Genomic DNA, 26,267 nt, shown 5'->3' on the forward strand with positions numbered 1-26,267 from the left:
CGTTTGAGGCGCTGGGGGAATGGTGGTCTGACCGGGAAGACGCCTACACCACCACCCTCAAAATCGCCCGCGACCCCACCACCGTCACCGACATCCGTGAGGTAGCCGTTGAGGCGCTGGGGGAATGGTGGTCTGACCGGGAAGACGCCTACACCACCACCCTCAAAATCGCCCGCGACCCCACCACCGTCACCGACATCCGTGTTGCAGCCGTTGGGGCGCTGGGGGAATGGTGGTCTGACCGGGAAGACGCCTACACCACCACCCTCAAAATCGCCCGCGACCCCACCACCGTCACCGACATCCGTGATACGGCAGTGCAAGAGTTGGCCGATCGGTGGCCGGACAAGAAAGACTCCTACACCACCGTCCTTGACGCTGCCCGGAACGCCAACTCCACCTCGCGTGTTGTCGCCGTGCACGTACTAGGGGAGCGGTGGTCTGACCGGGAAGACGCCTACACCACCATCCTTGACACCGCCCGCGACCCCGACTCGGACGACGCGCGCGCCGCAGCCCTGCGAGTGCTGGCCGACCGATGGCCTGACCGGCACCCCACCTACACCACCATCCTCAGCACCGCCCGTGCCCCCCACACCTCCGCGTCCGTCTGCTCTGTAGCCGTGCGAACCCTGGCTGACCGGTGGTCTGACCGGGAAGACGCCTACACCACCATCCTTGACACCGCCCGCAGCCCCGACACTAACGAAGACGCGCGCGTTGCAGCCGTGCAGGCACTAGGGGCGGGATGGTCTGACCGGGAAGACACCTACACCACCATCCTTGACACCGCCCGGCATCTCTACACTGACCCTGGGTGTCGCGGCGTCGCCATGCACGTACTAGGGGAGCGGTGGTCTGACCGGGAAGACGCCTACACCACCATCCTTGACACCGCCCGCGACCCCGACTCGGACGACGCGCGCGCCGCAGCCCTGCGAGTGCTGGCCGACCGATGGCCTGACCGGCACCCCACCTACACCACCATCCTCAGCACCGCCCGCAATCCCACCACATCAGCCCGCGATGCAGCCGTGCATATGCTGGCCGAGCGGTGGCCGGAGAGCGAAGATGCATGGGCCTGTGCAGCAGCGAGAGCGGTTGAGGAACTAGACCTAGACAGCGGCTTCAGCACCTCAGTGCAACTGCTTGCGTTGGTCTGGCCAGACCACAGGGAAACTGAGAAGTTGCTGCGGCAACTCGCAGAGAAGAGACCAACCGACAAAATCGTGATCGCCGGACTATCTTACGTTATCGAGACGAAAAAGCGTCAGCGGCTGGATTCGGCCCAGTTGCCAGACGGGCAACCGAGGATCCGTTGACTGACGTGACGACAGCCCACCGGCGACAAGGCGGTCCTTCTTATGTCCGGCGGTGCGGGGCACCCGACGGATCGAGGACACGAGTCGGGTCGGGCCCGGCCTGGGGTCGGTAGACGTTCACACCGTCGAAGTCCATGCTGCGGTGACGATGCGTCGCCACGGTGCAGTGCGGGCACGGCACCGTGAGCTTTCGCCCCCACGCAGGAATCGCCTGCTCTTCCGGTTCCTGCCGGGAAGGTGCCCCCACGTCCGCTCAGCCTCCCAGGGGTGAAGACCTGATTCCCCGCCACGGCATGACGAGGGTCTGCTGATGGAACTCCCAGAGTAACGACGCGGCCTGACGGAACAACAGCTACCAGTGGGCTGGCCCGCAAGGTGTCCTCGACTGGGGCCGGGGCCTCGCCGAAACTGATTGGCATGGGGGACATCGCTGTATGGGTCGCGGCTCTCACCGGCAGTACGGCCGTGCTCGCGAGCTGGGTGACCAACTTGGGGAACGTGCGGGCTGCCCGGGTTCAAGCCGAGGCGTCGGCACAAGCTCAGCACCGAGGACGTGTGCGGGAGGTAAGACGTGCCGCCTACCTGGGCCTAATGGAACATGCCCACGTCAGCGGCGAGTTGTACCGGCAAGTCAGGGACGCGTTCTATCGAATCACCGACCCAGAACAGCAGCTGGCGCGTTTCGAGGAACTGCGTTCCGAACTGCGCGAAGCCTACGACCCTCTCATGCACAGTGTTCGTGTCGTACTTCTGGAAGGCCCATCCGCCACTGCTGCGGCGGCCCAGGACGTCTTGGACACGGCCCAGAAGACTAACCGGTGCCTATGGCGCATCACCTGCGGTGACGCGGACGCGCGGGAACGCTTCGTCGAATTGCAAGGGGCGTATCTGCGCGATCTGGGACGGTTCGTCGAAACAGCGCGCGCGGCCATGGAAGCATCCTGACCGGGCGCCTGAGCACTCCAACCTGGGGTGTGAAACGTGCTCCGCCAAGTTCCGACCTAATTCGAGAAGACCAGGCGCTCAACTGGCCAATTCGAACGCTCAATGGCCAACTGAAGCGCGCAACCACCCACAGGCGGCGAACGCACCGCCAGCTGTCCCTACAGGTCGAACTCCACCTGCTCGACGTCCGTGAACTCGACCTCCAGGCCCGCGGCGCGGCGGCCGTCGTCGCGGAAGTAGACCTCGCCGAGCGCTTCGGCCGCCAGCGCCCGCAGCTGCTGTTCGCCGGCGCCCTGGTCCTGGGCGTCGAAGAGGCGGGCGGCGTGGTGTGGGGGCAGCGCGAGGGTGAGGTGGCGGATGCGGGCGTCGTCGGTGGTGCCGGGGGCAGCGGTGAAGCCGAAGCGGGCGCGGGTGTCGAGGACCAGGCCGGTGCTGGTGGCGGCCTGGCGGCGGGCCTGGGCGCGGATGCGGGGCTGCCACCGCTGGCGGACGGCGTCCTCCAGGCGCTGCGCGAGGTCGGCGCGCGGGCGGCGGATCTGGTCCTTCACGTACCGCTCGACGGTGCGCTGGGTGACGCCGAGCAGGCCGGCCACGGCGCGGGTGCCTTTGAGCTGTTTGACCAGGTAGCGCATCTGCGCGCCGGCCGACTTGGGGATGGGGCGGGTGAACGCTCCTTGTACGGCGCGGTCGAGACCGTCCCCGAACAGGCTCATCGTGGCCTACTCCTACTCTCCGTTGTCGGCGTCGGTGACGGTGCCGTCCTTGATGTAACGGGCGAGGTTCAGCTCCGGGGCGTCGAACCGCTCGCGGGCCTCCTCACCCCACAGGACGCTCTGCGTGCCCTCATGTTTGACCAGGCCCGGGTTGATGCCGAGCTTGAAGCCGCCGGGCAGCGGCTTGCCCTCCCGGTAGGGCAGGAAGTCCAGCGGGCTCGGTCCGTTCGCGGCGTAGACGACGCAGTCGGACAGGATCGCGACGGGGTACTGGCCGGTGAACGCTGCGTGCTTGACGATCTTGCGGTGCAGGTTGGTGCGGGTGCGGGAGATGACCGCCGCCCGGATGTCCGGCCGCCACGTCGGGCGGGACAGGGCCCGCCACGGCTGCCCGGGCTTCCAGCCCTCGCCCCGGGGGCGCTCGCGGAGCTTGCCCAGGCCGCCCTTGACCGTCGCCTTGACCGCCGAGACGACGATCGCCAGCTCCGGGTCGCGGGCCTTGTAGCCGTTCATCGCGGTGAGGAAGTCGTCCGGGGCGAGGTCGGCACCGACGCCGAGGTCGGACATCGTGGCGAGGTAGGCGTCACGCAGCCGCTGGTACCAGCCGTCCAGGTAGCGGCCGTTGTCGTAGCGGACGTATGCCTCGATCGGGCGTACCTCGTAGCCGAGTTCCGCCGCGTAGGCGACGGTGGGCGTCGCGTACCAGGCCGGCCCCTCGGGGCGTTCGCCCTTCGGCGTGAACGGGGAGGGCAGCAGGCTGCCGTCCAGCTCCACCCACTCCTTGCCGGCCTTCACCCGCGACAGATCGACGTGGGACAGGTCGACCAGCCACGAGCCGGGCAGCTTCGGGTCGAATGCGGGGTTCATGACGTGCGTCGCCTCGCCCAGGCCGACGTTCAGGCCGTTGGCGCCGGCGGCGAAGGCCATGTTGACGTCGATGCCGACCAGGTGCCGCAGCATGCATTCGTCGTCGGTCATGGGCCGGGCCCAGTCGTAGGCCTCCTCGAACAGCTTCTCCGCCGGGCCGCGCACGTGGAAGCGGGGCAGGTCCTTGAGGACGGGGTGGCCGTCGGGGACCTCGCACGGCGGGAAGTTCATCGGGTCGATGGCGTCCTTGCCGAGCGAGCCGGGGTTGTGCTCGCCGGTGCGCTTGCCGTTCTCGTCGGGCGCGGTGGCCCGGGTCGGCGGGTGCAGGGCGGTCATCAGCTCCAGGCCGGTCACGGCGGTCGAACCGCGCGGGGTCATCACGCGCGAGGCATACACGCCCAGGACGCGGGCGAGTTCGGCCGGCGGGAGCTGCCCGGCGTGGCCCCAGTGCCGGGCATCCAGCGCGTTCCACGAGGGGATGCACAACTGCACGCAGGCCCGCTGTGAACCCTGCGCCGGGCGGTAGATCCGCGCCCACGGGCCGAAGCCGCGTTTGGTCAGTTTCCAGTGCGCGCGGGCGAGCTGCTTGACGGCTTTGTGACCCTCCGGGATCCGGCCGGCGAGCCGCTCCTCGTCCGTGAGCGTGACGGGCAGGCCGTAGCGCTCCAGAGCGGCTTCGGTAAGCACGAGCAGCGGGTCGGCGTCCTTGCCCGGCCCGGACAGCCTGGCCTGCCCGAGCCGCGCTTCGCGCAGCGTCCAGTCCACCAGGGCCGCAAGGCTCTTGGCGGGCACGTCCAGGACCAGACCGCCCGTGCAGTACGCCCGTACCTGCCCGTCCTCGACGTCGACGATTGCCAGCGGGCCGTTCTCGAACCGCGGGTCCGTGCCACTGGCCGGGGCGGTGTAGAGGCAGGCAGCGCTCTGCTTCCCCTCCGGACGCCGGGCCGGCTGTCCGCCGTGCGGCGCCGGGCGGGACGGTGCCGCAGGTGCGGACGGCGGGGCGGCGCCCGGGTCCGGCCGCGGCGGCGCCTCGCTGCTGGCGGACGGCGCGGCGGACGCCGGGAAACGCCGGGACAGGCCCTCCAGGAGTCTGCGGTAGGCCTCGAGGCGTTCGGCTTTCGGTTCGGCACGGCCTGCTTCCCATGCCTCGATGCTGGCCACGCGCACCCCCAGGGCCTGTGCGACGGCGGCCTGGGTCAGTCCGGCCGCCTCACGCAGGCGGACCCGTTCGTCCAGGGCAGGCAGCACACCGCCGCCGTCGACGGCGGCGAGCAGCGCGTCGACGGCGCTGAACAGGGACTGCGGCTGATCCGTCATGGCTGCCCCTCGCCTACCGGACGCCCTGACGGATTTCTTCCAGGCGGGTCACCAGCCGCTGGTAGCGCTGGGAAGCCGCCTGGGAGGAATTCAGACCCTGATGCCCGGCGATCTGCCGCCAGTCCATACCCCGGCGCCGGGCCTCGATGACCACCTGCGTCTCGAGCCGGTCCAGCGCCACACGCATCTCCTCGAACAGACTCAGCCCAGCGGCCACCTCGTCGGCGCTCACGTCGGGACGCTGTCCACCGTCCTGCCGGTGGCCGGCGGCGGCCGCCAGCAGACGCCCCAGCAGTGCAGCGTCCTGTTCCAGACGGTGCGCCGGAGCCCAGCCCGCGGCGGAATCCTCCGCGATCGCGGACAGTTGCGCGCGGGCTGGGCCGTGGGCTTCAGATGCCATGCAGGCATGCTACCCCCACCACGCAAGGAAACAACGAAACATTGTTTCCTTGCACGCTAGGAGGACGAGGCGGCTCCCGCGGGGTCCGGGAGCCTCCTCGGCGCCCGGCCGGAACGCCCCGCCTTGAGACGGCCCGGTACACAGTGGCCAGGCCGCGCCGGCCTCCCGGCCTCAGCCGCTGCCCACGGGAGGAAATGGGCCAGGGCCCGCTCCTTGACATCGGGGCCCTGGCCCTGCCGGTGCCGGCGGATGCAGCCTCGCCACGCCGGTGAAGGTGTCAACGATGCGGTGATCACAATGGCGCAGCAGATGCGCAAGGTCGCGGGGCAGCGCGGCGTGGTTCACGAGGACGAATTCGGCAGGGGTGGTGCGGTGCAGATGCACCAGGTCCGCCCACAGGCCCGGGCCGAGCCGGTGCGCACGTAGGACCGTCACCTGGCACGGGCCCGCGGCGCGCAGAGCCACGCGGACGGCGTCCTCCTGTGCCTCCCGGCCGGCGCGGGCATCGACGCGTGCGCCCAGCGCCCGCAGGATGTCCTGCCACAGCAGCCGGCCGCTCGGGGCGACGGTGGGATGGACCACGAAGCGGGTGTGCGCCCGGCACGGACGGTGGCTGCTGGACGCGGACGCCGACCAGCCGCTGGAACACCTCGACCTGCGCGGTGCCCCGGAGGTGGCTGCGGCGCAGCGGCGGTGGGCGGGGGTGACGCGGCGTGCGGTGCGGGCCGGGGCAGAGGGCGCGGAGGCGTTCGCCCTGGCGCACGCGGTCGTGGCCCGGTGGTGGGAGGAGGCCGTGCACTGGGAGCAGGAGGAGATCTGGCCGCAGCGGCTGCACCGGGTGGCGGGCGGCAATGCGGGGACGGATTTTGAGCGGTGGCGGATCGTGGGCCGGGACGCGGTGGTCTTCCCGGAGGTGGTGGCGGTGGCCGATGCGCTGCTGGATCCGGCCATGGCCGAGCTGGTGTGGAGGGACAGCGGTGCCGGGCGGCCGCGGCCGCTGCCCGCCGACGGGGCATTCTGCCGCCGGCTGGGCGAGCGGGTGGGACGCAACTGGCTGGGGCCGCTGGTGGCGGTGGACCACGGCGGGCCTCTGCTCGCCTGGATGGGCGCCGTCATCCGTCGGCGGCGCAGTGCAGGCGGGCCGCCCGGGTGGAGGGACGATCCCTGGCGCCTGCCTCGGGAACAGCAGCCCGCCACCATGGCCGGCCGGCTGCGCGCCCTGGCGGCCGAGACGCAAGAAGGCGGCTCGGGCACCTCATGGCGTGCCACCGTGTCCGCCGAACACCGCTTTCACATCACCCAGTTGGTCAAGGAAGCCGGCGAGCAGCTGGTGGAGCTGCGCGGCGTGCACAGCGGCACCACCGCCGAGGTAGCCCGCACGCTGCTGGAGCACCTCGGCCACAGCGCCGCCCTGATCGACCAGGCCCTCGTGGACACCGCCGCCGCGGCCGTCGCCGCCGGGGTGGCGCTGGAGGATGTCGCCGCGTGGTCACGCCTGCCCGCCCGGGAACTGGCCAAGCTGCTCGTCGCGGACTCCGGTGACGGCTGACACTCCCGGTGGCCGGTGTGCTGCGGGCGGGCAGAAGAGGTCCGGCAGGTCTTGGAAAGTGCAGGAGTCTGCACTGACACCTACCCGTCCGGGCGGCATCCTGGTCCGGCATGGTCCAACCAGCCTAATTTGCACCGCAGTTGCTGTTACCGGCCGGTTCGCCTGCGCGGGATGTCCGGCATGACGTTGTGTGGAGTAGTGATCATCGACAGCAGCCAGGACGGCTTACCGGCCGCCGCAGGCAGTATCTGGCGGGTGCCGGAACCATGCGCGGTGGAGGCGGAGTTCGCCGCAGTGGACGGCAAGCTCGTGCAGCGCCGCTGGACTGACGCCGCGGTAGGCGTGCGGTTCGAGGAGCTCCAGCCGGTTGCGGCGTTCCCGGTGGTGCCGGGGCGCCGGTGGGGGCCGGGCTGGTGGTGGTCGGCCACCACCGGGCGGCACGTCACGCACGGCTCACAGGCGATGTGCACGCAGCTGATGGCCTTGGACCGTGATCCGCAGGTGGTGGGGTTGTCGGCGCGGCCGGTGCGGCTGATCTGGCGGGACCCCGACAGCGGGCGTGTGCTGACCTGGGTGCCGCAGGTGTTCGCCCGCTACGCCGACGGGCGTGCTCTCATGGCCGACTGCCCCGCCGGCAAGGAGCCGGCCGGGGACCGCGCCGCGCGCGCAGCCGCGGTGCTGGGCGCGGCGTGTGCGGCGGTGGGGTTCACCTACCGGCGGCTGCTGCCGCCGGATGCGGTGGTGGCGGCGAACGTGCGGTGGCTGGCCGGCTACCGCCACCCCCGCTACCGCGGCGCGGGCGGGCTGGAACAGGCGGTGCTGGCGGCGTTCGCCGCGCCGCGGCCGCTGATGGCCGGGGCCGCGGAGGCGGGTGAGGTCCTCACCGCGCTGCCGGTGCTCTATCACGCGCTGTGGAGCGGGCGGCTGACCGCGGACCTGGCACGGCCGCTGGGCGAGCACACCCTCGTCTCGGCCGGCTGCCCGAATACGGCCATGGACGGCACGGAGCAGGAGCGGGAGCAGCACGCGAGGTGAGCAGGAATCAAACGGCCGTCCCTGGCGGTCGGTGCGTTGCGGTGGGTGCACAGGTCACATTCGAGGACCGCGTCTGGCAGGTGACCGGCCTGGCCGGCGGGCGGGTACACATGGTGGCCGGGGACGGGGACAGCGCCTGCGTGCTGGCCTCCGCGCTGGTGGCTGCGCCCGGCTTCGCGGTGATCGGCGCGAGCTCGGCGCCGCCGGTGGTCCCGGTGCTGTGGGAGACAGTGCCCCTGGCGGTGCAGGAGCGGGCCCTGGCCTGGCTGCGGCACATCCGCGAGGTGGAGACCGGGCTGCCCGGCGGCCCCGGTAGCGGCACGCCGAGGCCCGAGTACAACCCGCAGGCGTTCACTCTGGCGCAGCGCGAGGCGGCCAAGGCGCGGGAGCTCGCAGGGCTGGGCTGGGCCAGGGTGAGCCGGACCACGGTGCAGCGGATGCGGCTGGCCTACGGCCGGCAGGGGCTGTGGGGGCTGGTCGACAAACGTCACCTGCGCGGCCCGTCGCCCGCCGGGCGGGCGGACGAGCGGGTGGTCGCCGCCGTGCTGGAGGCGCTGCGCCGGTGCCGGGGCCGGAAGAAGACCACCATCCGGCAGGTGATCGAGCTGACGGAACAGATCGTGGCGGACACCCACGGGCCGCATCAGGTGCGGCTGCCTGCCCGCTCGTCGCTGTACCGGCTGGTGAAGGCGCTGGCGGATCCGGCCGAGCCGCCGGGCAGCGCGGCGCGCACCGCCACCGCGGCGGGCCCGGCTGGTGGCCCGCCTGCCGCGCTGCGGCCCGCAGAGCGGGTGCAGGTGGCCACCGCCCGCCTGCCGGTCGGCGTGGTGGGCGAGGACGGGACCCCGGTGGTGGTGGCGGTGACGGCCGCGCTGGACCAGGCGAGCGGCTGCGTGCTGGCCGCCGTGCTGCACCCGGAGCAGGACGGGCCGGTGGAGCTGTCGGTGCTGCTGGCCGAGATGGCCGTGCCCCGGCCGCTGCGCCCGGGCTGGCCCGCCCTGCTGGAACAGGCCCACGCGGGCGGGCCGGTGCGGCGGCTGATGTCTTTGCCCGACCGGATCGAGGCCACCGCGTCGCGTCCGGCGGCCGTCCCCGAGACACTCGTCCTCGACCACGGGCCGGCCGGTATCACCTCGGCGCACCTGACCGTGTGCCAGAGCCTGGGCATCAGCCTGGAGCCAGCCCCGCCGAGAGCGGCGGGCGCCGCCAGTGGTGCGCTGCGCACACTTCAGGTGCTCGCCGGCCTGTTCACCCGGCACGCGGTGGCAGCCCGGCCGGCTCTCACCGCCGGACAGCAGGACCGGGCGGACGAGGCGGACGGGGTGTACTGGAGCATGCCGCAGCTGCAGGACCTGCTGGACGAATGGATCACTGGCGTCTGGCACCACCGTTCCCAGGAGCAGTTGCGGCATCCGCTGCTGCCCCGGGCGGGGCTGACGCCCAAGGAGATGTGGCAGGTGCTGCTGGGCGCGGCCGGGAGGGTGCCGCTGCCGCTGGCCGGGCAACACTATGGCGAACTGCTGCCGGCCCGCCGGTGCGCGGTGACCGAATCCGGCATCCGGCTGGGCGGGCGCCGCTACGACGATGCGTGCCTGGACGAACACCGCGGCCGCGGGGACCGGTTCGAGGTCCACCACCATCCTCATGACCCGCGGCAGGTCTTCATCCGGCTGCCCGACGGCCAGCTCCATGCGGTGCCCTGGGCGCTGGGCGAGCACGGCTTGCGACCCTTCGACGAGCTGCTGCGGCGCCGCACGGGCACCGTCCTCGCACACCGCGCCGCCGGCGGCGGCACGGCGGCCGTGGAACCGGGCGGGTTGTCGGTGTATGACGCCGAGTCGGCGGCCGGACAGTGGTGAACGGCCCCGGCCGGCCCGCGCCGTGGCCGCCGCCCGGCGCTGGCAGGTCAGACTCGGGGCGTATGTGACGTTCGAGGGCCGCCCCTGGCAGGTGGCCGCCACAGCCGGGGCCTCGGTACGCCTCGTCGACGAGGACGGGCAGACCGCCTCGGTTCTGACCTCGCTGCTGTTCGCCGATCCCACCTTCGCGGTGGTGGACTGCCCGGTCCCCGCCGCGGCGCCGTGGGGCCTTTTGGAGGCGGTGCCCGAACGGGAGCGGGAGCGGGCACTCGCCTGGCAGCGGCACATCCGCGAGATCGAGACCGGGCTGCCCGACGGGCCCAGCAGCACCGGCTCCCCCCGGCCCGCCTACGACCCGCAGCGCACCTCGATGGCCGAGCGGGAGCAGGCCAAGGCCGACGAACTTGCGGCCCTGGGCTGGCCGCGGGCCAGCCGGGCCACCGTGCGCCGCATGCGCGCCCGCTACCACACGGGCGGCGTCATGGGCCTGGTCCGGCAGCGCAAGCCGTCGAGCACGACCGGGCGTGCGGATGAGCGGGCGGTGGCCGCGGTGCTGGAGGCGCTGCGCCGCCAGCGCGGCCGCTCCACGGGCACCCTGAAAGGGCTGCGGGAGGTGACCGGGCAGATCCTGGCCGAGGCCCACGGGCCCGGCACGGTGGCGCTGCCGGCGCCGTCGACGTTCAACCGGCTGGTGCGGGTCCTGGCCGACCCGCTGGAACACCCGGGGCGTCCCGCCCGCACCGCCACCGCCGTGCCGGTGCGGCCGTTCACACCAGTGGTGGCGCTGCGGCCGGGCGAGCTGGTGCAGGTCGACACCACCCGGCTGGACATCATGGCCATCAGCGAGGACGGAAAGCCGGTGCGCCCGGAGCTCACGATCGCCCTGGACGTGGCAACACGGTCGGTGGTGGCGGCCGTGCTGCGCGAGCAGAGCACCCAGGCAGTGGACGCGGCCCTGCTGCTGGCGGAGATGGCCGTGCCCCACCCGGTGCGGCCCGGCTGGAGCGAGCATCTGCACCTGGCCCACGCCGCCGTCCCCTACGACCGGCTCCTCGCCCTGGACGCGCGCCTTGAACAGGCCGCGGCACGGCCGGTGGTGGTGCCCGAAACGATCGTCATCGACCGCGGGCGGGTGTTCCTCTCCGCCGCTTTCCTGGCCGCCTGCGAATCCCTCGGGGTGAGCGTGCAGCCCGCCCCGCCCCACTCCCCCACCGCCAAGGGCGCCGTGGAACGGACCTTCGGCAGCATCAACAGCCTTTTCGCCCAGCACGTCGCCGGCTACACCGGCCCCCACATCCTGGCGCGCGGCGAGGCAGTGGAAGACGAAGCCCGCTTCACCGTAACCCAGATGCAGGAACTGCTGGACGAGTGGATCACCGCGTGCTGGCAGCACCGACCCCACGACGGGCTGCGCCACCCCCTCCTGCCCAAGAAGGCGCTGTCCCCGGGCGAGATGTGGGCCGCGCTGCTGGGCGCGAGCGGCTACGTGCCGCTGCCCCTGACCGCAGCCCACTACACGGAACTGCTGCCGGTGCGCTTCCACCCGGTCACCGGCCGCGGCATCCGCATCAACTACCGCACCTACGACCACGTCATCCTCAACGAACACCGAGGACGGCCCTCGCCCACCGGCCCCGGCGGCAAGTGGGAGGTCCACCTCAACCCGCACGACGTCCGCCAGATCTACCTCCGCCTGCCCGACGGACACCTGCACGAGATCCCGTGGATCCACCGCGACCACGTCCACGCGCCCATGAGCGAGACCACCTGGCGCCACATCCGCACCACCCTCGAGCAGCGCGCCGAACGCGAGGCACACGAAGCCGCCCTCGCCGAGGCCGCCGACCAGATCCTGCGCCACACCCGGCCCACCACACCGGCGCCGCCAACTGTGCCCGCCACGGCGCCGGGCACGCGCGCCGGGCACGCGGCCTCCCAGGCAGCAGGCGGCGAACCGGCAGCACCGCACCGTAGTGCGGCCCAGGCCGCAACCAAGGCGCAGGACAGCCTGGATGCGCTGGACGCCCGATCCTCCGGCGAAGACCGGGACGACGCCGGCGCCGATGAATCCGGCGCACTCACGCCGGCGGGAAGCGGCGCGCTGACGCTGTACGACGCCGACCAGGAGGCCGAACTGTGGTGAGCCCTGCCCGCACCTCGCCCCCGGACGACGAGACGGCGGCCGCGGGCACGGTGACGACGTTCGACGGCTTCGCCCGGTTCGCCGCTACCGCACCCCCCACACCGCCGCAGCCGGGCCAGGCACCCCGTACGCTGGAGGAACGCCTGGCCTACCACTCGCAGTTCGTCACCGTGCGCACCCCGGCCATCGAATCCCTGGCACGCCAGGTCCGCACCCTGATGATCCTCGGCCGCCACCAGCAGGCCACCGCCCGCCCGTCGCTGATCGTCACCGGCCCGGCCACCACCGGCAAGACCACCGCACTGCTCCAGGTCGGCCGCACCTGCCACCTCGCCCACACCCGCCGCGCCCACCCGGGCGACACCAGCGTGCCCGTCGCCTACGTACTGGTACCGCCCGGCGCCACCGCCAAGACCCTGGCCGCCGAGTTCGCCCGCTACCTCGGCATCCCCGTCACCGCGCGCATGACCACCGCACAGATCACCACCGCCGTCTGCCACACCTACACCACGGCCGGCATCAAGCTCGTGCTGATCGACGAGATCCACCGGCTCAACCCGCGTTCCTCCAGCGGCGCGGAGGCCGCCGACTGGCTCAAGGACCTCACCGAACGTATCGGCGCCACATTCGTCTACGCAGGCATCGACGTCACCGCCAGCTCCGTTTTCAGCGGAGTACGCGGCGCACAACTGGCCGGACGCGCCTCGCTGATCGACTGCGGAGCACTGCCCGCCCGCGCCGGCCACCGCGAGCCGTTCCGCGAGCTGATCGCCACCCTGGAAGCGGCCCTCGACCTCACCGCGCACCGCCCCGGCAGCCTGCCCAGGCTGGCGCCCTACCTGCACGAACGGACCGCCGGACGCATCGGCAGCCTCTCACGCCTGATCCGCCAGGCCGCCATCGAAGCCATCTGCGACGGCACCGAACGCATCACCAAGACCCTGCTGGACACCATCGCACTGGACCACCTCGCCGAAGAGCACTACCGGCCCCGCACCCCGACAAGCCGCCGCACCCGACCCGGCCGGTGACCGCCACCACCCGGACCCACCCCACACCCGCGGTGCGGCCCGCCGCAATATGGCCCAGCCCGCCCGGCGTGCTGCGCGTACGGCCGCTGCCCCGCGAAACGGCAGCCTCCTACCTCACCCGCCTCGCCGCCGCCTACCACCTCTCCCCCGCCCAGCTCCTCGATGGCCTGCACATCACCACCACCGGCCCCCCCCCGCCACCCCGCACACCACCGAACTCCACTACAGCTGCGAAGCCGCCCGCCGCCTGGCCGCCTTCACCCGCATCCCGCCCGCCCACCTCGACCGCGCACTGACCCGCCGGCCCCCACCCGCCGCCATCGCCACCGCCCCCACCGCAACCGCCCGCTGGCAGCCCCTCGCCCCTGCCGTGCAACCCCTGCCGGCCTGCACCACCTGCACCCTGCGCCGCCCGCCCCACCACGCCGCCCCCACCGCGTGGATCCACCCGCCGCCCGACCTGCCCCGGGCCCTGATCTGCACCCGTCACCAGCAAGCCTCAAGCGACCCCCGACACCGCACCCCCCTCGACATCCGCACCCTGCCCGAACTCACCCACGCCCGCTCCACCGCCCATCGGCCGCCCACCACGGCTTCCCTGAGCTGGGCAACCACGATCACCACCCGCTGGTACGACCACCACCAGCACCTCCACACCCGCTGGCACACACGCCTGCACCAGCTCACCACCGCCAACCCCCACCTCACCCCAGGACCGGCCTCCCCCACCCTGACCTGCCGGACCCTGATCACCTACCCCGAAACCCTCACCCTCGCCACAACCCTCGACCGCCTCCCCCGCCACACTCCCCTGACCCGCACCCAGCAGACCGCCTTCCTCCACCACCTCGCCCGCCGCCTCCACCTGACCCAACTCGTACCCGCCGACCACGACCTGCTCTGGCAACGCCTCACCACCCGCTGAAACACCCCCACCCCCCAGCCCTGGCGCAGCCGACCAGCACCGCTACCTACAGACGCGCCAACCGCACTGAGCAAAAACCACCACCCCGCTCAGCACACTGAGCAACACCAAACAACCAGCTCAACCCACGTACCCCCCCAGCACCGGACACTCGGTTCCGCGTAAGCCTCACCGACTGACCAGAACTACCACCCAGAACAACTGAACAACAGCAGGCCACAATCAAGATCAATAAGCACACCATCAGCAACGCCATAGCACCCGGGCTCCGCAAGGGCGAACTCCTCGGGCTGCGCTGGGAAGATCTCGACCTCGATGGCTGTACTGCCAGCCACCACCGCTCTGCCGTCGACGGCGATCACCTTTCGTCCGAGGGCCGGGACCTGGGGTATCCGTAAGAGCGGTCCCTCCCCGGCGACGCTCTAATCCTGGTCTCAGGTTGATCGGGGACAATCAGCGGCAAAAACATCGACTGGAAGGGGGCGGGCCGGCGTGCGAATCATGATCGCGGATGATGACGCGGCCATCCGTGAGTCGCTGGAGCGGGTGCTTCAGGTCGAGGGTTACGGCACCAGCACCGTCGCCAACGGTTTCGCCGTGCTCGACGAGGTCGGTGGGGCCGGCGGTGACACGCTGGATCTGCTGCTCCTCGACGTGATGATGCCCCGCCTCGGCGGGTTGGAGACCTGCCGGCGGTTGCGGGCCGCGGGCCGCAACCTGCCGGTGCTGATGCTGACCGCCCGTGACCAGGTCTCCGACCGGGTCACGGGGCTGGACGCGGGCGCCGACGACTACCTGCCCAAGCCGTTCGCCACCGAGGAGTTGCTGGCCCGGGTGCGGGCCCTGCTGCGCCGGCGCACACCGGCCGACGAGGAGTCACACATCCTGTCGTTCGCCGACGTACGGCTCGACCCCGACAGGTTCGCGGCGTGGCGGGGCGGGCGGCCACTGCACCTGACCCGGACCGAGTTCTCCCTCCTGGAGGTCCTCTTGTGCAACGCGACCCGGGTCTTGACCCGCGACGCGCTGTTCGAGGCGATCTGGGGCTTCGGTATGAGCTCCACCGCCAACAATCTTCAGGTTTACGTGAGCTATCTGCGCCGCAAGATGGAGGCCGAGGGTGAACCGCGATTGATCTATACAGTGCGTGGCCTGGGATACACGTTGCGGGAGACCCCTCCGTGAGCAGGACCGCCGGCCGGGGGCCGCGCCGGCTGATTCGATGGTGGCGTCGGCGGTCCCTGCGGGCGAGGCTGACGGTGATCGCGGCGACGGCCATCGCGGTCAGTGTGTTCGTGGCCTTCCAGGTGGCCAGCGAGCTGTTGGCCTGGCAGCTGCGGGACACCGTCGAGGAACAACTGCGCGCCGATGCCCGCGTCCTGGCGACGAACGCGGAGCGCGCCGGTCTGGCGCGGGTTGAGCTGCCGCCGTATCCCGGATCCGGCCGGCTGGTGCGGGTCATCCTGCCCGACGGCTCGATCCGGACGCCGGCCGACCAACCCGCGCTGCCTCCGGTCAGCGAGAACGCCGGGCGTGTGGCGCGGGGCGCGTCGGCCGACCTGTTGGAGTCGAACGGCGGCGACGAAGAAGGCCACGCCATCTACACACTGCGGGCGGGCGACGGCGCGGTCCAGGTGGCCCGCGTCGTCGACGACGGCCCGGTCAACCAGTTCGGGTTCGGCATGCTGCTGATCGGTCTGCTCTGCGTGGCCGGCGGCGCCCTTGTCGGGCGGACCGTGGCGCGGACCGGGCTGGCACCGATCGACCGGCTGACCTCCGCCGCGGTACGTGTCGCGCACACCCGCGAGCTCGACGCCGACATCCCGGACGAGGGCGGCGGGGAGATCCGGCGGCTGATCCAGTCGATCAACGACATGCTCGCCGCTCTCCGGGACTCCCGGCAGGCCCAGCGGCTGCTCGCAGAGGACGCCGCCCACGAGCTCAAGACCCCGCTCACCAGCCTGCGCCTCAACGTCGAGCTGCTGATCCGGCTCGATCGGCGCGGCACCCTGGACAGCGCACTGCCGGCGGAGAGCCGCACCCGGCTGCTCAACGATCTCGGCGCCCAGGTGGCCGAGTTGAGCACCCTGGTCGCCGAGCTGACCGACCTGGCGCGCGGTGACGTCAGCGACGAGAGCACCGAGGTACTCGACCTCGCCGACGTGGTGGTGGCCGCCGCGAGCCGGGCGGAATCCCGCATGCCTGACATCGAGGTCGCGCTCGACGTGACCTCCGTGTGGGTGAACGGTCGCCCCGCTGCGCTCGAACGAGCGGTGCTCAACCTCATCGACAACGCCGGCAAGTGGTCCCCCGCCGACCAGCCGGTCCAGGTCCGGCTTCGTGCCGAGGGGGAGTCGGCGGTGCTCGAGGTCGACGACGCCGGGCCGGGCATCGACGCCGCCGACATACCGCGGCTGTTCGACCGGTTCTACCGTGCCGACAGCGCCCGGGGGTTGCCGGGATCCGGTCTGGGGCTGTCGATCGTGCAGCGGGTCGTCGACGCCCACGCCGGCCGGGCCACCGTCGCCCGCTCCGCACGCGGTGGCGCGCTGCTTCGGGTCGGCCTTCCGGCCGCGGCCCCGCCCGCCCCGATCGCGCGGCCCACCACAGGGGACGACACCGCGGCATCCTGACCCACCCCGGCGTCGCGGCGCGGGACAAGGGACGGTGGCTCTCGGCCATTGCCCCCCTCCCGCGCGGCTCACCGCCGGGGCAGGACACCGCGATGCGCCGGCCCCAGCCCCGGCGCGTGGCGCAGGACCAGAGGGCGGCGACCCTCGGGCCCACGAAAAGGATCCGGGACGGGGCCTGGAGCCCCGTCCCGGATCTGGTCCGTGCCGCCGCGCTCACCGTTGCAGCGCGGACTCCTCCTTGCCGGCGAGCGGCTGTCGACCGTCCGGCAGCTCCGCCGCTGGACGGGACAACCGGCTCGGCCACCACATCCGCCGGCCGATCAGCAAGGTAAGGGCGGGCACCAGGACCGACCGCACCAGCAGGGCGTCGAGCAGCACGCCGAAGGCCACCAGGAAACCGACCTCGACCAGCATCACCAGCGGAAGTGTGACGAGGACCCCGAACGTGGCCGCCAGGACCAGGCCTGCCGAGGTGATGACGCCACCGGTGGCCGAGAGGGCTTTGAGCATGCCCTCTCTGGTGCCGAGGCGCATGGTCTCCTCCCGGGCCCTGCTGGCCAGGAAGATGTTGTAGTCGACGCCGAGCGCCACCAGGAACAAGAACGCCAGCAGCGGCACCGAATAGTCGACACCCTTGAACCCGAGGATCGTGTCGAAGACGAACACGCTGCCGCCGAAGGCCGCGGCGAATGAGACGACCACGGTGGCCATCAGGACCAGCGGGGCCAGGACCGCGCGCAGCAGCAGCCCGAGGATGATCAGGACGACGACGAGCACCAGCGGGATCACCAGCTTCTCGTCACGCCTGGTCGTCACCTCGGTGTCGAGGTTCTCCGCGCTCGGCCCGCCGACGATCGCCTCCGCCCCGCTCACCATGTGCACGGCGGTGCGCACCCGCTTGATCGTGTCGTACTCCGCGGCGGTGTCCGGCGCGTCCTTCGGGAACACGGCGATGTTGGCCCAGCCACCGACGGTCTCCTCCGGGACGGCCATGGCCACGCCTCGGGTGTCCTCGACGACGTCGAGCACCTTCTCCTGCTGCGCCGGACGCGTGAAGACCGTCAGCGGCTGACCGCCGAGCTCCGGGAAGTGCTCGCGCAGAACGGCGAAGCCGGTGACCGACTCCGGCGCCGACAGGAACTGGTCCTGCTCCCGCAAGGCGCCGGTGTTACCCGCCAGCCCCAGGGCGAGCACGCCGAGGACTCCGAACGAGCCGAGCGTCGCCACCCACCGGCGGCGGTTGATGCCGATGCCGAGCCGTCCCCACAGCCCCGGCTTCTCCTCCACTGCCGTGCTGAACCGCGGGATGGCCGGCCAGAAGATCCGTCTGCCGAGCACCACGAGCACCGCCGGGAACAGCGTCAGCATGGCCACCAGCGCGCACAGGATGCCGGCCGCACCGATCGGACCCAACCCACTGGTGCTGTTCAGGTCCGCGACGAGCAGACACAGCAGGCCCGAGACCACGGTGGCCGCGGACGCGACAATGGCCGGCGCCGCGCCGCGCAGCGCGTGGACCATCGCGACCCGGACGTTCTCATGGTGGTGCAGTGCCTCCCGATATCGGGCGATCAGCAACAGCGCGTAGTCCGTTCCCACGCCGAACACCAAAATCGTCAGCAGCGCCGAGTTCTGGTCGTTGACCACGATGCCGAAACCCTTGACGAGCAGGTAGACGGTCCCCATCGAGGTCAGTGCGGCCGCACCGACCGCCACCAGCGGGGTGATCCACAATACCGGGCTGCGATAGGTAAGGATCAGCAGGAGCGTGACGACGGCGATGGTGGTGAGGAGGACCTGCTCGTCTATGCCGTCGAAGACGGCATCCATGTCACCGTCGATCGCGCCCGGTCCCGTCACCTCGAGTTCCAGCCCGGAGGGGCGGTCCTTCGCGGCGGCACGCAACGGGCCGACGAGCTCCTCCGGTGGGCCGTAGACCGTGCTCACATCGAGGGTGAACGTCATCGCCTTGCGGTCGGTGGAAAGACTCGTCGGTGAGCCCTCGTCGTCCTCGTCGCCCGCCTCCGTCGTCTTCGGCGCGTACCGCTTGGCAAGGGTGTCGTAGTGACGCTGGACCGCCGCCTGGTCGGCGGCGGTCATGCCCTCGGCCCGGTGGTACACGAAGACGAACATGCTGTCCTCGCCACCGGGGAGACTGTCGTCCAGCGCCGCCACCTTGGTGGACTCGGCACCGGCCGACAGGGTGTCCACGGCGCTGTCGGTGGTGACCGAACTCAACTTCCCGCTCAGCGGCATCATGCCCGCAGCCAGCACCAGCCACAGGCCGATCACCAACCATGGCACCCACCGGCCTGCCAACCGACCGGTCGGCGCTTTCCCGGACGGCGCTGTATTGACTGCCATCACTGGCCTCCTACATGCGAGTTGCATCGCTTTCCTGGATGCGCACTTCCTACTGAGCGAACCTGAGACGACCGTTAATGCGCTGCTCAGGCCGGTTGGCAGAACCATGTGCCCAGCGCACGAGCCCGTGTGATGGCGTGGGACTGCTACACGGACAGGTGATGCCTGACCTGGTTTGCCGATAGGCGGCCTGGAGTGCCCAAGCCGTAGCCGAAGGGGTTCCACGAAGGACGTCGTGCGGGTCGCGCGCAGCCGCGAGCCGGCATCTCGCCGGAACAGATCGCCACCGACCTCGGCGTCCACCCGATCACGCTGTCCAGGTGGCTGCGGCGCGCCAGTAGAGGAGGGCGCCGGGTGCGGCATATCCGTCGCAGGCGAACCTGCCGTCATAATGATGTACCTGCTCGTCCGCGAGATGGCCACCACCGCAGCCCCTCACCGGGTGCCGGTGTCGGTGACGTGCCGGGTACTCAATCTGCGCCACCAGCCCTACTACCGGGTGGCTGGCCTCACCGGTGACCGACACCAACTCTCGGAGGCATACCGGGCAGGCGCTCTGTTCGACGCGCATCGCGACGACCCTGAATTCGGCCACCACTTCCTCTTCGAGGAGGCCCGTACGGCTGGCGAGCCGATGGCCGAGCGGACCGGCTGGAACATCTGCCGCGACAACCGCTGGTGGAGCGCGTCCGGGAAGCGCAGGGGCCGACAAGTTCGTCTCCGGCAAGAGCAAGCAGAACGCGGTCAAGATTATGGTTGTCACGGACGGCGATGGCCGCGTCCTCGTCTGCAGTCCGGTTCAGCACGGCAGCTGCGCAGACATCACCCATTCCCGCCAGTTGGGGCTGGTCAGGCTCCTGGCCGACGGACCCGCAGTGGAGATCCTTACCGATGCCGGCCAGCTACCAGGGTCCGGGCGCCCGGACCGGCGGTCGGGTCGTGACACCACCGCACCGCAGGTTCAAGAAGAACGCCCGCGGTGCTGCGAGGAGATGCACGAACGACAGCGCAAGACGCATTCCTCACTCCGCATTCACGTCGAGCACGGCACCGCCCACCTCAGGAATTGGCGGGCACTGGCCCGCCACCTCGGCCGCCGCGAGCACATGAGCGAGACGGTCCAGGCCGTCGCCGGCCCGCGGGACCCGAATGCCTTCCAGGAGGGGGCGTGCGCAGATGCTGTCGTGGCGCTGGCCGGGTGTCAGCAGGATAGCGAGAGGCCGCCCGCGTCCGCCGCAGGCGAGGTGGACTTTGGTGGTCAGTCCTCCTCGGGATCGGCCGAGGGCGTGATAACTCCCACTCCCGATCGGTGAGTTCATGGCGGCGCATCACCCCACCATGATCCACCAACTTGATGATCTTTGAAGACGAACCCTATGCCGTCTGCCCACGCCGAGATCTCCGCGGCACCCCACCGGACAGCTTCTTCCGGGTCCTGGACGAGCTTCCCGCAGACCGCCGCGACGTCTGGCACACCGTCCGGTGTCACCAGCGCGTCATGCACCCCGGTCTGCAGCCAGTCAGCGTAGTCGCCGACAGCCTCGGCAACCGCGAGCGCGATAAGCCTTACTGCGGCCACAGTCCCCACCCGGGTCAGGGCTTCTGCCGTCCGCCGGGTTACCGCCGTGTCCTCGGCATCCAGCAGCAGCCCTGCCAGCACTTCCGCAGCCTCAGGAACATCAGCGAAAGGAGCAAGGCCACGTCCAGCACGGACACGCTGCCTCCACGAAGGAGACGACGCCTCAGCCAAGGCCGCCTCCAACCCGCTCTTCATCTCTGGCACGACCAGACAGTTTCATGCCCTACGAAAGAAGATCGGCTCCCGGGCCGAATCCGTCCGCAAGCTTGACCAAGAACATGGAGGCCCGCACCGCCCCCGCGACGGACGGCAGTACGGGGGCACGCCTCTGCGTGCTGGGGCGCGGTCGGGGGTGCGGCGCGGTCGTTCGGCGCTGGCCAGCCGATCGTCGCGCCTTCCGCGATCGGCCTCGACAGGACGATCCGACGGTACGAACTCGGGGCAGCTCAGAATGACGCGAAGAGGGTGTTGAGGCCCTCCGCCAGCAGCGGGTGCGTGAAGATGGCGTCGGCCATGGCGGTGGCCGTGAGACCGCCGAGCATGGCGACTTGGATGACGGTCATGATCTCGCCGCCTTCGACGCCGAGAACCGCGGCGCCGAGAATCCGGTCGGTCCGCGCGTCGATGACGGCCTTCATGAAGCCACTGGCCTCCCCCGTCTCCAGGGCCCGGATGACGGCGTTCATCGGCAGCTTCGCGACGCGCACTTCCAGGCCCTGCTCCCGGGCCTCCCGCTCGGTCATTCCGACACGGCCGAGCTGCGGGTCGATGAACACGGTGTAAGGGACGACCCTGCCGCGTGTGCTCACCCGCCCGCCGCCGAGCAGGCGGGCGCGCAGGACGCGGTGGTCGTCGTAGGAGCTGTGCGTGAAGGCTGGCCCGCCCGCGACGTCCCCCATCGCGTACACGCCGGGGACCGAGGTCTCCAGGTGCTCGTCGACCTCGACGAAGCCGTCGGCGTTCAGCCGAATGCCGGCGGCCTCGGCATCGAGCACATCCGTGTTGGGGACCCGTCCGATGGCCGAGAGCATGTGGGAGGCCTCGATCTCCCGCTCTCCTTGCGAGGTGCGCACGGTGAGCCGCACACGGCCGGCGCCCGCCGCATCGACACGGCTCGCTGCTGCCGAGGTCAGGACCGTGACACCTTCCTCGCGCAGCAGCGCGGCGACCTCCTCTGAGATGTCCTCGTCCTCGTTCATCAGCAGGCGGGGCCCGCGCTGGACGAGGGTGACCTCGCTGCCGAAGCGGCGGAACATCTGGCCGAACTCCAGCCCGATGTATCCCCCGCCGAGGACGATCAGGTGTTCGGGGACCTCGTCCAGCTCCATGATCGACGTCGAGTCCAGCACGGTGACGTCACCAGCGCTCTCGATCGCGGGCGGCCGGGGCCTGGTGCCGGTGTCGATGACGATCGCCCGCGCGCCGAGTACGCGCGCGCCCCCTTCCGCGAGCGCCACCTCAACTGTCTTCGGGCCGATGAAGCGCGCCTCGCCGCGGACCAGGTCAAGCCCGTCCACGTCCAGTCGACCCGCGTAGTTCTCCTCGGCGCCCGCGACCATCGCCCGCTTGCGCTCCCGGACGTCGGCCAGGTCGACCGACACCGTGCCAGTGCGCACCCCGTACTCTGCGCCGCGCCGCGCCAAGTGGGCGAGGCGCGCGCTAGCGATCATGGTCTTGGTCGGGGTGCATCCGGTGTTCACGCAGACGCCGCCGAGCGCGCCGCGCTCGATCAGCGCGACGCGCTTGCCCGCCCCGGCCAGGTCGACGGGCAGGAACCGGCCACCCTGGCTCGTACCGATCACGATGACGTCGTACCTGTCGTCTGCCATACGGCACAGAATGACATCCCCGACCTCACCCGAGGAGGATTGCCCACCGGGAGTCACCATGCTGAGGACACCGTGCCCTGCCCCACCGCGTACTCCCTCGTCTGTCGCCCTCGTCTACGCGGCGCTCCTGGATGCGGAACCCTGGCCGTCGTGGCCACCTCAGCCGGAAGCGGACATAACCTCGTGAACCGCCCACTCAGACCTCGGCGACCTCGCCAAGAGCGGCGACGAAGAGTGCACCACCACCTCCCCCGCCACCAAGGGCGACGTCACCCGGCTGGACGAGCACGACGCCAAGGGCACCGGCTACCGTCCTGACCAACTGCCCCGAACTGACAGCACTCTCCGAGCACGTGCTCACTCCGTGACGACAGCGCATGATTTGGCCGCGATCCGGGTGAGCAGCTTGTTTGCGCAAGGAGGGCCACACATCCGCGAGCACGCTGTAGTACAGCGATTCACGGCGCGTACCGTCCTGGCGCATCATGTGGCTGCGCGTCGTCCCTTCGTAGACGAGACCCAGCCGTGTCAGGGCCTGCTGGGACCGCACGTTGAGGTTGTCGGTGCGCAAGGCGATTCGGGCAAGGCCCGGATCGTCGAAGGCGTACCCCGGAAGCAGCAGCTTCGACTCGGCGTTATACGGGCCGCCCCAGCAAGAACGATCGAACCAGGTCGCGCCAATCTCCGCACGGCCCTCAGCCAGGTCGAGCTCATACAGACTGGTCGAACCGATCATCACCTCGTCCGTCAGACGCTGGACCACGAAGCACCGCCGGGCTCGGTCCGTCAGCATTGGCTGATCATCACCTGCATCTCTTCCAGAGAACCGGGTCACGGTCGGGGCATCCACTGCCAGGCCTCTGGATCCGACGCAGAGGGAAAGAGCGCTTCGGCGTGGTCGACGGAGAGCGGGATGAGACGGTTGGCGCGACCGAGGAGGGAGTCATCACACACCACTACACCGTAGCTTCGGGCTCACTACCTCAGGACGGGGATATAGATCCTATTGCGCCGTCACACACAGCGACCGCGCCCCAAGAAGTGGACCATAGCCCCTGGCAAGTGACACAGCCACATGACCACGCCTCGGCCCGTGCCCTGCTGTTCGCGGCACGTCGCCTTCGGGCCGAGAACATCGCCCTGGTGTTCGGCGCCCGGGACGGCTTCGACGCCCGCGGGCTGCCCGTGTTTCGGCTGGCCCGTCTGGACCCTGTCAGCAGTACGCAACTCCTGGCGGAACGCTCGCCCGAGCTCGACCTGCCGCTCCGCCGTCGCATGGTCGCTGCCGCACCGGGCCGATGCCTACGGCCGTGCGCCACTGCCCCCGCCGCACCATATCCAGCGGGCGTACGGCGCACGGATGGCAAAGCTGCTGCCCGGGACCCGGGCGGCCCTGCTCGTTGCGGCGGCCGAGGGCACCGGCGACCTGGATGCGATCCGTCGCGCAGGCGCTGACCTGGGCGCGGGCCTCGACGAGCTGGACGCCGCCGAGACGGCCATGTAGTAAGGGGGTCCAAACGCCTCGGCGGGTGCGACGGGCTCCGAGTGATCGCTCATGGCGCCACCGCAAGACGGTGTGCGCCCCACGCTCCAGCGTCCCTCCTGACCGAAATGCCCGAGGGGTCAGGCTTTTGACCGGATCGGACCTGCCGCTTGCGCCCAAGCTGTCTGGGCCACCGTCGGCGGACCTCGCGGCCCCCGGCCCGCCGGCGGCCTGGTCGCCGCGCGGCGGGCCGGTGTCGATGCGGACGCGTGGGACGAGGTCAGGCCCGTCCCACGCCTCACGAGGGAAGAAGGGAAGATGGGGGCATGACCGAGATCCGCACCCCCCGTCTCGTCCTGCGCCGATGGCTGGACGACGACCTGGTCCCCCTGTCCGAGATGCACGCCGATCCGGCGGTGATGCAGAACGTCGGCGACGGCCGGTCGTACTCCCTTGAGCGAACCGCCGAGCAGATCGAGGCGTGGGAGGAGGAATGGGACGAGGAAGGGTTCGGGATGTTCGCGGTCGAGCTCCTGGGCTCCGGTGAGCTGGCGGGGGCCGTCGGCCTCTCCGTTGCCGACACTCCGGGCGAGGTCGTCGGCCAGGTGGCGATCAGCTGGCTGCTCGGGCGGGCGTTCTGGGGGCAGGGATATGCCTCTGAGGCAGCCCACGCCACATTGGAGTTCGCCCTGCAGGATCGCGGCCTCGACCGCGTGGTCGCCGTGTGCCGGACGAGCGACCACGCTTCCATGAAGCTACTCGGTAAACTCGACATGCGGGCCGAAGGCACCGCACAGCACCCGTTCCACGGTCATGACGTGTCCGTTTACGGCATCGACCTGACGCAGTACCAGGCATAGCGCCACATCTCGACTGGGGGCTCAAGTCATACCGGGGCCGAAGACCGGGAGCCTCATTGCGAGGCCACGCAGACGGTAACGGGGACTTGACGGGTCCGAGTCCTGTCGATCAGGGCAAGTGCGGCTCAAGGATCCACCTGATCACCGAGCGGACCGGTCTGCCCCTGTCCGTCGGGATCTCTGGCGCTAACCTCCACGACAGCAAGCCCTGATCCCGCTCGTGAAGGACATGCCTCCGCTCCGGTCCCGCCGGGGCCCCGCCGACGCAGACCCGGCAAGCTCCACGCCGACAAGGGCTACGACTACCGCTACCTGCGGCAATGGCTGTCACAGCGAGGCATTCGGCATCGCAGCGCCCGCAAGGGTGTCGAAAACTCACAGCGGCTGGGGCGACACCATTGGACCATCGAACGGACCATCGCCTGGCTCGCTGGCTGGCGCCAACTCCACCGCCGCTACGAGCGCAAAGCCGAGCACTTCCTCGCCTTCGCGAGCCTCGCCGGCATCCTCATCTGCTACCGCCGCATGAACTCCTGAACACACCCTGCAGACACTGCCGTGTGAAGGAGTATGGCCAGGTGAGCACACCCGAACAGATCCAGAATGCAGCCCTTCTCTGGCAGGAACACCGCGATGCCAAGTTCCCCGCCGACCTACGAGGCGTCGAGTTCGAAGACATCGACATGGTGATGCTCGATGCGGACACCGCAGGATGCATCTACACCTGGATCGACAACGGCGGCATCCTCGATCCACAACGCAGGCGCATCCTCGAGGCCTGTGTCCAAGACTTGGACCGAGTGATTCCGCAGATCAGCGACCCGTCGGGCCATCGGTACTACCAGCGCTTGCAGCAACTTGGTCTGCTCATTTCGGGTGCCCTAAACGCCAAATGAGATCGCCTCTTAGCGGCGTCGAGCATGCCGTCGGTGTTGGTGTGCACCTCGGTGAGCTGCAGATTCTTCTCAGCGACCAGGTCGTGTAGTTCACTGCGGAAGAGATCACGTCTTGCGGCTGTGGCGCGCAGCGGACCATGACGACGTGGTCGAACTCGGTGTCGCGCAGCATGCCCATCATGGGCGTAATGCCGCCGCCGGCCGTCAGCTAGAGCGCCCTGGCGAGCTTGGCGTCCGGCAGAACGAAGTCACCCGTCGATGTCGACCCCTACCCGCACGTACTGACCGGCCGTGTGGCCGCGCAGGGCGGCGCCCGCATGCAGCGGGCTGAGCAGATCGAGGTAGTCCGACGGCAGCAGCGGCGTCGTGACCATCTCCAGCAGTATCCACGCCCTACTTCGGAGGGCTGCTCCCGTCATGACTCCAGCTTGCTGCGCCTCAGGGCGTAAGGTCCTGACCTCACGACGTGAGCCATGCAATCCGGAGGGCCAGCGAGCTGGCACTGGATGAGATGACG

At 70.6% G+C, this 26,267-nt stretch carries 23 protein-coding genes and 4 pseudogenes; 18 read left to right on the forward strand and 9 right to left on the reverse strand.

What is annotated here, in order from left to right; all coding sequences use genetic code 11:
• Both ACZ7MF_RS15105 and ACZ7MF_RS15110 read left to right on the forward strand, forming a co-directional pair.
• Positions 1–1,322: hypothetical protein (locus ACZ7MF_RS15105; protein ID WP_471477263.1), on the forward strand; the 1,322-nt coding region annotated here is incomplete at its 5' end.
• A 417-nt stretch (positions 1,323–1,739) separates the two neighbouring features.
• On the forward strand, positions 1,740–2,267 hold the full coding sequence (locus tag ACZ7MF_RS15110; protein WP_471477264.1) for a hypothetical protein: 528 nt from the start codon (positions 1,740–1,742) through the stop codon (positions 2,265–2,267).
• Between the two features lie 158 nt (positions 2,268–2,425).
• Here the strand turns inward: ACZ7MF_RS15110 and tpg are convergent, their stop codons facing one another.
• From tpg to ACZ7MF_RS15125, 3 genes are read right to left on the reverse strand one after another with little or no spacing between them, the layout of a single operon-like run.
• Positions 2,426–2,980 carry a telomere-protecting terminal protein Tpg gene (gene tpg / locus ACZ7MF_RS15115; RefSeq protein WP_471477265.1) on the reverse strand — a complete coding sequence of 185 codons (555 nt, stop codon included), beginning with the start codon at positions 2,978–2,980 and terminating at the stop codon, positions 2,426–2,428.
• 12 nt (positions 2,981–2,992) lie between these two features.
• Positions 2,993–5,164: a telomere-associated protein Tap gene (gene tap, locus ACZ7MF_RS15120; protein ID WP_471477266.1), complete on the reverse strand. Its 2,172-nt coding sequence runs from the start codon at positions 5,162–5,164 to the stop codon at positions 2,993–2,995.
• Positions 5,165–5,177: 13 nt separating this feature from the next.
• Positions 5,178–5,564, reverse strand: a complete 387-nt coding sequence (locus ACZ7MF_RS15125) for a hypothetical protein (RefSeq protein WP_471477267.1) — start codon at positions 5,562–5,564, stop codon at positions 5,178–5,180.
• A 288-nt stretch (positions 5,565–5,852) separates the two neighbouring features.
• On the opposite strand from ACZ7MF_RS15125, the gene ACZ7MF_RS15130 reads away from it, so the two are divergent.
• From ACZ7MF_RS15130 to ACZ7MF_RS15175, 10 genes are all read left to right on the forward strand, one after another.
• On the forward strand, positions 5,853–5,990 hold the full coding sequence (locus ACZ7MF_RS15130; RefSeq protein WP_471477268.1) for a hypothetical protein: 138 nt from the start codon (positions 5,853–5,855) through the stop codon (positions 5,988–5,990).
• A gap of 142 nt (positions 5,991–6,132) precedes the next feature.
• Positions 6,133–7,113: a DNA-binding protein gene (locus tag ACZ7MF_RS15135; RefSeq protein ID WP_471477269.1), complete on the forward strand. Its 981-nt coding sequence runs from the start codon at positions 6,133–6,135 to the stop codon at positions 7,111–7,113.
• A gap of 255 nt (positions 7,114–7,368) precedes the next feature.
• A complete protein-coding gene (locus ACZ7MF_RS15140) occupies positions 7,369–8,148 on the forward strand; it encodes a TnsA-like heteromeric transposase endonuclease subunit (protein WP_471477270.1) in 780 nt (259 codons plus the stop codon).
• A gap of 41 nt (positions 8,149–8,189) precedes the next feature.
• Entirely contained in the window at positions 8,190–10,007 is a 1,818-nt protein-coding gene (locus ACZ7MF_RS15145; RefSeq protein ID WP_471477271.1) for a Mu transposase C-terminal domain-containing protein, read from the forward strand.
• Positions 9,976–12,150, forward strand: a complete 2,175-nt coding sequence (locus ACZ7MF_RS15150; protein WP_471477272.1) for a transposase family protein — start codon at positions 9,976–9,978, stop codon at positions 12,148–12,150. Before ACZ7MF_RS15145 ends, ACZ7MF_RS15150 begins: the two co-directional genes overlap by 32 nt.
• Positions 12,144–13,181 carry a TniB family NTP-binding protein gene (locus ACZ7MF_RS15155; RefSeq protein ID WP_471477273.1) on the forward strand — a complete coding sequence of 346 codons (1,038 nt, stop codon included), beginning with the start codon at positions 12,144–12,146 and terminating at the stop codon, positions 13,179–13,181. Before ACZ7MF_RS15150 ends, ACZ7MF_RS15155 begins: the two co-directional genes overlap by 7 nt.
• Positions 13,178–13,477, forward strand: coding sequence for a TniQ family protein (locus ACZ7MF_RS15160; protein WP_471477274.1), 300 nt, complete (start codon positions 13,178–13,180; stop codon positions 13,475–13,477). The genes ACZ7MF_RS15155 and ACZ7MF_RS15160 overlap by 4 nt, the downstream gene beginning before the upstream one ends.
• A gap of 74 nt (positions 13,478–13,551) precedes the next feature.
• Complete coding sequence (locus ACZ7MF_RS15165) at positions 13,552–14,106, forward strand: hypothetical protein (protein ID WP_471477275.1); 555 nt, start codon at positions 13,552–13,554, stop codon at positions 14,104–14,106.
• A gap of 492 nt (positions 14,107–14,598) precedes the next feature.
• A complete protein-coding gene (locus tag ACZ7MF_RS15170; protein ID WP_471477276.1) occupies positions 14,599–15,291 on the forward strand; it encodes a response regulator transcription factor in 693 nt (230 codons plus the stop codon).
• Positions 15,288–16,739 carry a HAMP domain-containing sensor histidine kinase gene (locus ACZ7MF_RS15175; RefSeq protein ID WP_471477277.1) on the forward strand — a complete coding sequence of 484 codons (1,452 nt, stop codon included), beginning with the start codon at positions 15,288–15,290 and terminating at the stop codon, positions 16,737–16,739. Before ACZ7MF_RS15170 ends, ACZ7MF_RS15175 begins: the two co-directional genes overlap by 4 nt.
• Before the next feature lie 213 nt (positions 16,740–16,952).
• Here ACZ7MF_RS15175 and ACZ7MF_RS15180 read toward each other — a convergent pair whose 3' ends face one another.
• Complete coding sequence (locus ACZ7MF_RS15180) at positions 16,953–19,103, reverse strand: MMPL family transporter (protein ID WP_471478818.1); 2,151 nt, start codon at positions 19,101–19,103, stop codon at positions 16,953–16,955.
• A gap of 264 nt (positions 19,104–19,367) precedes the next feature.
• Between ACZ7MF_RS15180 and ACZ7MF_RS15185 the strand changes: the two genes are divergently transcribed.
• On the forward strand, positions 19,368–19,622 hold the full coding sequence (locus ACZ7MF_RS15185) for a helix-turn-helix domain-containing protein (protein ID WP_471478821.1): 255 nt from the start codon (positions 19,368–19,370) through the stop codon (positions 19,620–19,622).
• A pseudogene (locus ACZ7MF_RS15190) lies at positions 19,619–20,176 on the forward strand (transposase family protein); the annotation flags it as partial. The gene ACZ7MF_RS15185 and the pseudogene ACZ7MF_RS15190, both read left to right, overlap by 4 nt.
• Before the next feature lie 66 nt (positions 20,177–20,242).
• Here the strand turns inward: ACZ7MF_RS15190 and ACZ7MF_RS15195 are convergent.
• The 4 genes and pseudogenes from ACZ7MF_RS15195 to ACZ7MF_RS15210 form a co-directional block, all read right to left on the reverse strand.
• Positions 20,243–20,392 (reverse strand): annotated as a pseudogene (locus ACZ7MF_RS15195) (transposase); the annotation flags it as partial.
• A gap of 26 nt (positions 20,393–20,418) precedes the next feature.
• Positions 20,419–20,877: a HEAT repeat domain-containing protein gene (locus ACZ7MF_RS15200; protein WP_471478823.1), complete on the reverse strand. Its 459-nt coding sequence runs from the start codon at positions 20,875–20,877 to the stop codon at positions 20,419–20,421.
• Between the two features lie 251 nt (positions 20,878–21,128).
• On the reverse strand, positions 21,129–22,511 hold the full coding sequence (locus ACZ7MF_RS15205) for a mercuric reductase (protein ID WP_471477278.1): 1,383 nt from the start codon (positions 22,509–22,511) through the stop codon (positions 21,129–21,131).
• Positions 22,512–22,707: 196 nt separating this feature from the next.
• On the reverse strand, positions 22,708–23,304 hold the full coding sequence (locus tag ACZ7MF_RS15210) for a GNAT family N-acetyltransferase (RefSeq protein WP_471477279.1): 597 nt from the start codon (positions 23,302–23,304) through the stop codon (positions 22,708–22,710).
• 567 nt (positions 23,305–23,871) lie between these two features.
• On the opposite strand from ACZ7MF_RS15210, the gene ACZ7MF_RS15215 reads away from it, so the two are divergent.
• The 4 genes and pseudogenes from ACZ7MF_RS15215 to ACZ7MF_RS15230 all read left to right on the forward strand — a co-directional run bounded on the left by ACZ7MF_RS15215 (position 23,872) and on the right by ACZ7MF_RS15230 (position 25,750).
• Positions 23,872–24,015, forward strand: a complete 144-nt coding sequence (locus ACZ7MF_RS15215; protein WP_471477280.1) for a hypothetical protein — start codon at positions 23,872–23,874, stop codon at positions 24,013–24,015.
• Positions 24,016–24,320: 305 nt separating this feature from the next.
• Complete coding sequence (locus ACZ7MF_RS15220; protein WP_471477281.1) at positions 24,321–24,854, forward strand: GNAT family N-acetyltransferase; 534 nt, start codon at positions 24,321–24,323, stop codon at positions 24,852–24,854.
• Between the two features lie 80 nt (positions 24,855–24,934).
• Positions 24,935–25,391: pseudogene (locus ACZ7MF_RS15225) on the forward strand (IS5 family transposase); the annotation flags it as partial.
• A 41-nt stretch (positions 25,392–25,432) separates the two neighbouring features.
• The gene (locus ACZ7MF_RS15230) at positions 25,433–25,750 is read left to right on the forward strand and encodes a hypothetical protein (RefSeq protein WP_471477282.1); all 318 of its coding nucleotides are present in this window, start codon (positions 25,433–25,435) and stop codon (positions 25,748–25,750) included.
• Positions 25,751–25,758: 8 nt separating this feature from the next.
• Here ACZ7MF_RS15230 and ACZ7MF_RS15235 read toward each other — a convergent pair.
• Positions 25,759–26,124, reverse strand: a pseudogene (locus ACZ7MF_RS15235) (ferredoxin reductase domain-containing protein); the annotation flags it as partial.
• Positions 26,125–26,267 lie beyond the last annotated feature (143 nt).

Source organism: Streptomyces sp. NPDC111628, assembly GCF_055635195.1.

Excerpts from the sequence above, each read along its gene's own strand:
- ACZ7MF_RS15110 (WP_471477264.1), top strand. The coding sequence starts at position 1,740 with ATGGGGGACATCGCTGTATGGGTCGCGGCTCTCACCGGCAGTACGGCC.
- tpg (WP_471477265.1), bottom strand. The coding sequence starts at position 2,980 with ATGAGCCTGTTCGGGGACGGTCTCGACCGCGCCGTACAAGGAGCGTTC.
- tap (WP_471477266.1), bottom strand. The coding sequence starts at position 5,164 with ATGACGGATCAGCCGCAGTCCCTGTTCAGCGCCGTCGACGCGCTGCTC.
- ACZ7MF_RS15125 (WP_471477267.1), bottom strand. The coding sequence starts at position 5,564 with ATGGCATCTGAAGCCCACGGCCCAGCCCGCGCGCAACTGTCCGCGATC.
- ACZ7MF_RS15150 (WP_471477272.1), top strand. The coding sequence starts at position 9,976 with ATGACGCCGAGTCGGCGGCCGGACAGTGGTGAACGGCCCCGGCCGGCC.
- ACZ7MF_RS15180 (WP_471478818.1), bottom strand. The coding sequence starts at position 19,103 with ATGGCAGTCAATACAGCGCCGTCCGGGAAAGCGCCGACCGGTCGGTTG.
- ACZ7MF_RS15200 (WP_471478823.1), bottom strand. The coding sequence starts at position 20,877 with ATGAAGAGCGGGTTGGAGGCGGCCTTGGCTGAGGCGTCGTCTCCTTCG.
- ACZ7MF_RS15205 (WP_471477278.1), bottom strand. The coding sequence starts at position 22,511 with ATGGCAGACGACAGGTACGACGTCATCGTGATCGGTACGAGCCAGGGT.
- ACZ7MF_RS15210 (WP_471477279.1), bottom strand. The coding sequence starts at position 23,304 with ATGCTGACGGACCGAGCCCGGCGGTGCTTCGTGGTCCAGCGTCTGACG.
- ACZ7MF_RS15215 (WP_471477280.1), top strand. The coding sequence starts at position 23,872 with ATGGCAAAGCTGCTGCCCGGGACCCGGGCGGCCCTGCTCGTTGCGGCG.
- ACZ7MF_RS15220 (WP_471477281.1), top strand. The coding sequence starts at position 24,321 with ATGACCGAGATCCGCACCCCCCGTCTCGTCCTGCGCCGATGGCTGGAC.